This is a genomic window from Nocardia amamiensis (assembly GCF_015477605.1).
Classification (GTDB): domain Bacteria; phylum Actinomycetota; class Actinomycetes; order Mycobacteriales; family Mycobacteriaceae; genus Nocardia; species Nocardia amamiensis_A.
The window spans coordinates 1-4,006 of the sequence record NZ_JADLQX010000100.1; the positions used below are offsets into that span (position 1 = coordinate 1).

General features: G+C 68.1%; 4 protein-coding genes and 2 pseudogenes. 3 read left to right on the top strand and 3 right to left on the bottom strand.

Annotated elements, in window-relative coordinates:
- Nucleotides 1-760 precede the first annotated feature (760 nt).
- Complete coding sequence (locus tag IU459_RS36660; RefSeq protein ID WP_195134175.1) at nucleotides 761-1,006, top strand: hypothetical protein; 246 nt, start codon at nucleotides 761-763, stop codon at nucleotides 1,004-1,006.
- Between the two features lie 68 nt (nucleotides 1,007-1,074).
- Here the strand turns inward: IU459_RS36660 and IU459_RS36665 are convergent, their stop codons facing one another.
- Together IU459_RS36665 and IU459_RS36670 are read right to left on the bottom strand one after the other, a co-directional pair.
- Nucleotides 1,075-1,698 (bottom strand): hypothetical protein, encoded by a 624-nt coding sequence (locus IU459_RS36665; RefSeq protein WP_195134176.1) that lies wholly within the window; start codon nucleotides 1,696-1,698, stop codon nucleotides 1,075-1,077.
- A 431-nt stretch (nucleotides 1,699-2,129) separates the two neighbouring features.
- Nucleotides 2,130-3,092, bottom strand: a complete 963-nt coding sequence (locus IU459_RS36670) for a ferritin-like domain-containing protein (protein WP_195134177.1) — start codon at nucleotides 3,090-3,092, stop codon at nucleotides 2,130-2,132.
- Between the two features lie 218 nt (nucleotides 3,093-3,310).
- On the opposite strand from IU459_RS36670, the gene IU459_RS36675 reads away from it, so the two are divergent.
- On the top strand, nucleotides 3,311-3,544 hold the full coding sequence (locus IU459_RS36675) for a hypothetical protein (protein ID WP_195134178.1): 234 nt from the start codon (nucleotides 3,311-3,313) through the stop codon (nucleotides 3,542-3,544).
- A gap of 17 nt (nucleotides 3,545-3,561) precedes the next feature.
- On the opposite strand, the pseudogene IU459_RS39110 reads toward IU459_RS36675, so the two are convergent.
- A pseudogene (locus IU459_RS39110) lies at nucleotides 3,562-3,666 on the bottom strand (IS21-like element helper ATPase IstB); the annotation flags it as partial.
- Here IU459_RS39110 and IU459_RS39115 point away from each other — a divergent pair.
- Nucleotides 3,665-3,772: pseudogene (locus IU459_RS39115) on the top strand (ATP-binding protein); the annotation flags it as partial. The pseudogenes IU459_RS39110 and IU459_RS39115 sit on opposite strands and share 2 nt — an antisense overlap.
- Nucleotides 3,773-4,006 lie beyond the last annotated feature (234 nt).

The window sequence follows — 4,006 nt, forward strand, 5'->3', positions numbered from 1 at the left end:
TCCCGGCTGATGCACCGGCTCGGCCGCCGACCACCGATCGAATACGAAGACGACTACTATTCCACCTGCTCCGAACAACCTGCCGGAGACAGATAACGCGGTGCGCACGGAACCCGGGGAGATTCAAAGTGTCAGGCCTGCGAGTGGCCGGTCTGCGCCGGACATGGCGCCGCCCAGGGCGTCATGCGCGGGCGTCCTGGGCGGGTGGGGAGGCGAGTCGCGCACTGCTCCCTCGAACCAGTCGCCGGATGAAAGGGAGGGAGATCCGGCGACTCACCCACGATAACACCGTTCGGTCGGTTTTCGGCTGTGGGGCCGTCGTGTGACATGCGGGGTTGCCGGGGGCTCATGGTGTCGAGGGTGGCGTGTCCGCCTCCGCGGGTCGGCGTGTTTCTCCCACATTGCCGATAGTTTGCATCAGAGTTGCTGGTCGGCCGAATCGGCTGACGCCCGCGCACGCTCACGCCGCAGTGACCGACGAACTGCACGATCCGAGGTCACATGCCCGACCGGCCACTGCATGATCGCGGCGGCACCCGGCAACGCGGGGCGGGGCGGTGGTTATTCTTCGGCAATACTCAGCCTGGGGTTGCCGAGCGGGGGCGGCATTTCTACGTGAACGGGAGGAAGGGCCGTGAGTTCGTGGCGGAATGTGGCTGACGGTCATGGTTTCGGCCGGATGATCGAGCTCGGTGTCGAGGCGGTTGTGAACAGGGTCGGCGGGCGGGCGGGATGTCAACCGTTGAGTTGGGAGTTGTCTGTGACCGAGGACACGGGGGCGCTCGCGGTCAGCGGCAGCGCCTCCGGCCGGGACTACAGCGAAACCCAGGTTCCCGCGATCGTGCAGGCGTGGGCGGATCTGCTGGGTTTGACCCGGGTCGTTCCGCCGTCCACGGGTGGAACGATCGAGTACGAGGGAGTCCTCGATGGCATCGAGGTCGAGGTCTGGGGCGTCATCGACCAACAGTTCTTCGACCTCATCTCCGGACTCGACTTCCCCGAATGACACCTGGTCGGTCGACGTTTGTGCCGCTGGACCCTCGAGCGCGGGACCAGCCTCGAAACGGTGTACCGCTACCTGCGCGACGCAGCGGCCGCCGCGCGGCTGACCTGCCGGGCGATCCGGGCGCGGCCGAGGGGGAACGGTACCGGGATCCGGTCACCGGGCCGGTGGGCCTCGATGACGGCGAGGTGGCCGGTGAGCCCGGACAAGCCGGTGAGGCGGGCCTGTCCGGTCGGGGTGCCGACGAGCAGGACTTCGACCTGGCAGTCGTCGAGGAGGTCGGTTGGTCGGGTGCGGTCGAGGGTGACCACGAGGGGGGTGACCGGTTCGAGGCCGCGGCGCAGGTAGTCGTCACCGGCGTCGCAGGCCCGGTGGCTGAAGGTGAGGACCTGCGGGCCGGAACATTCCCGGACGAAGCTCCAACCGCGGGCACGCAGCACGATATCCAACCCGGCGAACACCCGCAGCTCCGCGGCGGGCACCGGATGACCGCACGGGGTGCGTAGGGCCTGCATGACACTCGACGGTGGGTAGCGGCGATGCCAGATCTGCGACAGCACCGCCGTGACAAGACCGCGATGTGCGTGTGTGCTGGACATGACCAGCGATACTCCCAGCCCGGCCACCAGCAGCTTGTGCCGACACGCGCAGAGCGGGTACCGATCAGGCTGCGCCGCGCCGTCGACGCATGCCACGCCGGGCTCCTGCGGTATCGAACTGGTATCGGAAGGGCCCGCACCGGCACCGCCGATCGGGGTATGCCGCCCGTCGGCGGTTACGCTCCGCAGCGGTGGTCACCAGCGGTAGATGGATCCGATCCGGGAGAAATTCTCCGCCCTCGACCATCACGCCTTGTTCCACTCGGAAGCGGCCCGGAGACAACCGGTCTCCGGGCCGCTTCATACGCTGGTGGACTGCGTATCGATCGGCGCAGGCGTACAGTTCGCCGAAGGCGAACCCCGGCTTTCACCCGGTCGCCGGTGTAGCCGGACCTCGGCAGTCTTGTCGAGGGCCGGCTGCTTCATCGGCGCACCTCCCCGCGGCCGCCTCGAGGGCTGTGGGGTGGTTCCCTTGTTCTCGAGCGGTTCTTGAGCGGCATTCCAGCCCGGGCGGGCGATGCGGGGCCTCAGTCGAGGCCGGTGACTTCTTTGGCGATCGCTGCGAGCCGGGTTTGCGTGGCGGAGAGGACACCGTGGCGGTTCTTGTTCGCTTCCTCGTAGGCGAGGATCGCGCGGATGTCCGCGGGGTCGGTCAGGTCCTTGACCGCGGCGACGGCTCGGGTGACGTTGAGCTGGTCGTAGTCGCCGATGGGCAACTCGCCGGGTTCGAGCACGCCGGTGGCGGTGCGGATCGAACGCAGGGCATCCGCGGCGGTGTCGGCGCCTTCGCGGCCGGTCACCTGCTCGGCGGTGGCCAGGGCGGCGTCGCCGGAGGCGGCGAGGGTCTTCACGGCGACATCACCGGCGCGCGTGCCCTGGGCCAGCAGCTCACCCACCGCGGGTCCGGTGGCGCGCACGGCATCCAGCGCCCGGTCCAAGCCGCGCGCGGACCAGCCGAAGGGAAGGTTGACCAGTTTCACCGCGGTCCCCGCCGCCGCCTGCCGCCGGCTGCGGCGCAGCGCGGCCGGCCCGCCGAGGGCGTCCTCGGCCAGCACCGTGGTCAGCCAGGCCACGGTCGCGGTGTGCGCGGTGATCAACCGCTGCGCCAAGACCACGACGCCGGGTCGCCCGGCCGTGGTGGCGAGGACCTTGATGTAACGGGCCCGGTCCAGCAGTTGGTGTTCGAGGGTGAGATCACCGAGCAGCGCCTCCTCGAACGGTTGAGCCTGATCGAGAATCGCCTTGACCGCGGCGACGACCCGTCCGAGGAACGGCCCGATCAGCTCCGCAGCCCCGCCCAGGTCGCGGATGGCGCCCGCGACGGCTTCGCCGCGGGCGCGGGCATGGTCGGCGTTCGCGGCCAACTCCCGCCGCACCGCCTCGGTGCGGGCCTGCGCGATCCGGGTGTCCGCGACCTGGATTTCGGTGTTGGTCAAAGCCAGAACAGCGCGCAGCTGCACCAGCAACGTCGTGATCTCGCGTGTGCTCATACGGAAAGTCCTCCCTCCGGTTTCGACAGCAGCGGATCGGCGCAACGGTGCACCGCTCCCGGAACTACCCCCGCTACTGTTCGGCAATCTGTTCCCGCGGGCATCGGCCCGCGAGGGTCGCGTCCCTGACTATGTCAACCTGAAGTGGCCCCGGTGTGACGGTCTGAGTTGGCCCCGGTTTGGGTGGTGAGTGTGGGGGTGGTGCATGGTGGTTGGTTGTGACGGAGATCCGTGTTGGACTCGAGGACGCGATCGAGCTCGCCGAGATGCTGACGTTCATCGATGACTGGTTGGCCGGAGCTGGTCCGGCGGTGGGGAGGTCGTTTTCCGGGTTCGTCGGCTCGGATGGCTACTCGATCGAGGCCCTGCGCGCTGATTTGGATCGGTTCGTGGGTGTGCTGGGTGTCGGCGGCGACGGCCGTGAGCAGGGGTCGGTGTTCGAGGAGTTCTGACCTCGCGCGGCATCTGCTCATGTGGGGTTGGTGTGTTGGGTTCTGGAGTGGGCGAGGCGGTAGCTTTCGGTGCCGGTTTGGATGATGGCTCCGCCGTAGGTGAGTCTGTCTACTATTGCGGCGGCAGTCGACCGGCTCCTGCACCACGCGCATCTCGTGCTGACCAAAGGCGATTCCCACCGCCTCGCCGAAGCGCTCGCCGGGAAGGGCGTGATGCCCTTGACCTGATCACTCACCCGGAGAACTGCTGTCCGCCCAGCCGGAACCGTTAGGTCCACCCGCCCGGAGGTCCCGGGCTCAGGCACAAAAGTTGGTGGCGTGCCGATGATTTGGAGGGTTGCGTCCGGCAGAGTGGTGTAGGAATCGGACCGGCCGGTTCGATGATCGGCGTGTCGTAGCCGAGTAGAGGTGGTCACCGCGTGATCCTTCAACAGACCTACCAAGTCACTGAAGGAAGAAAGC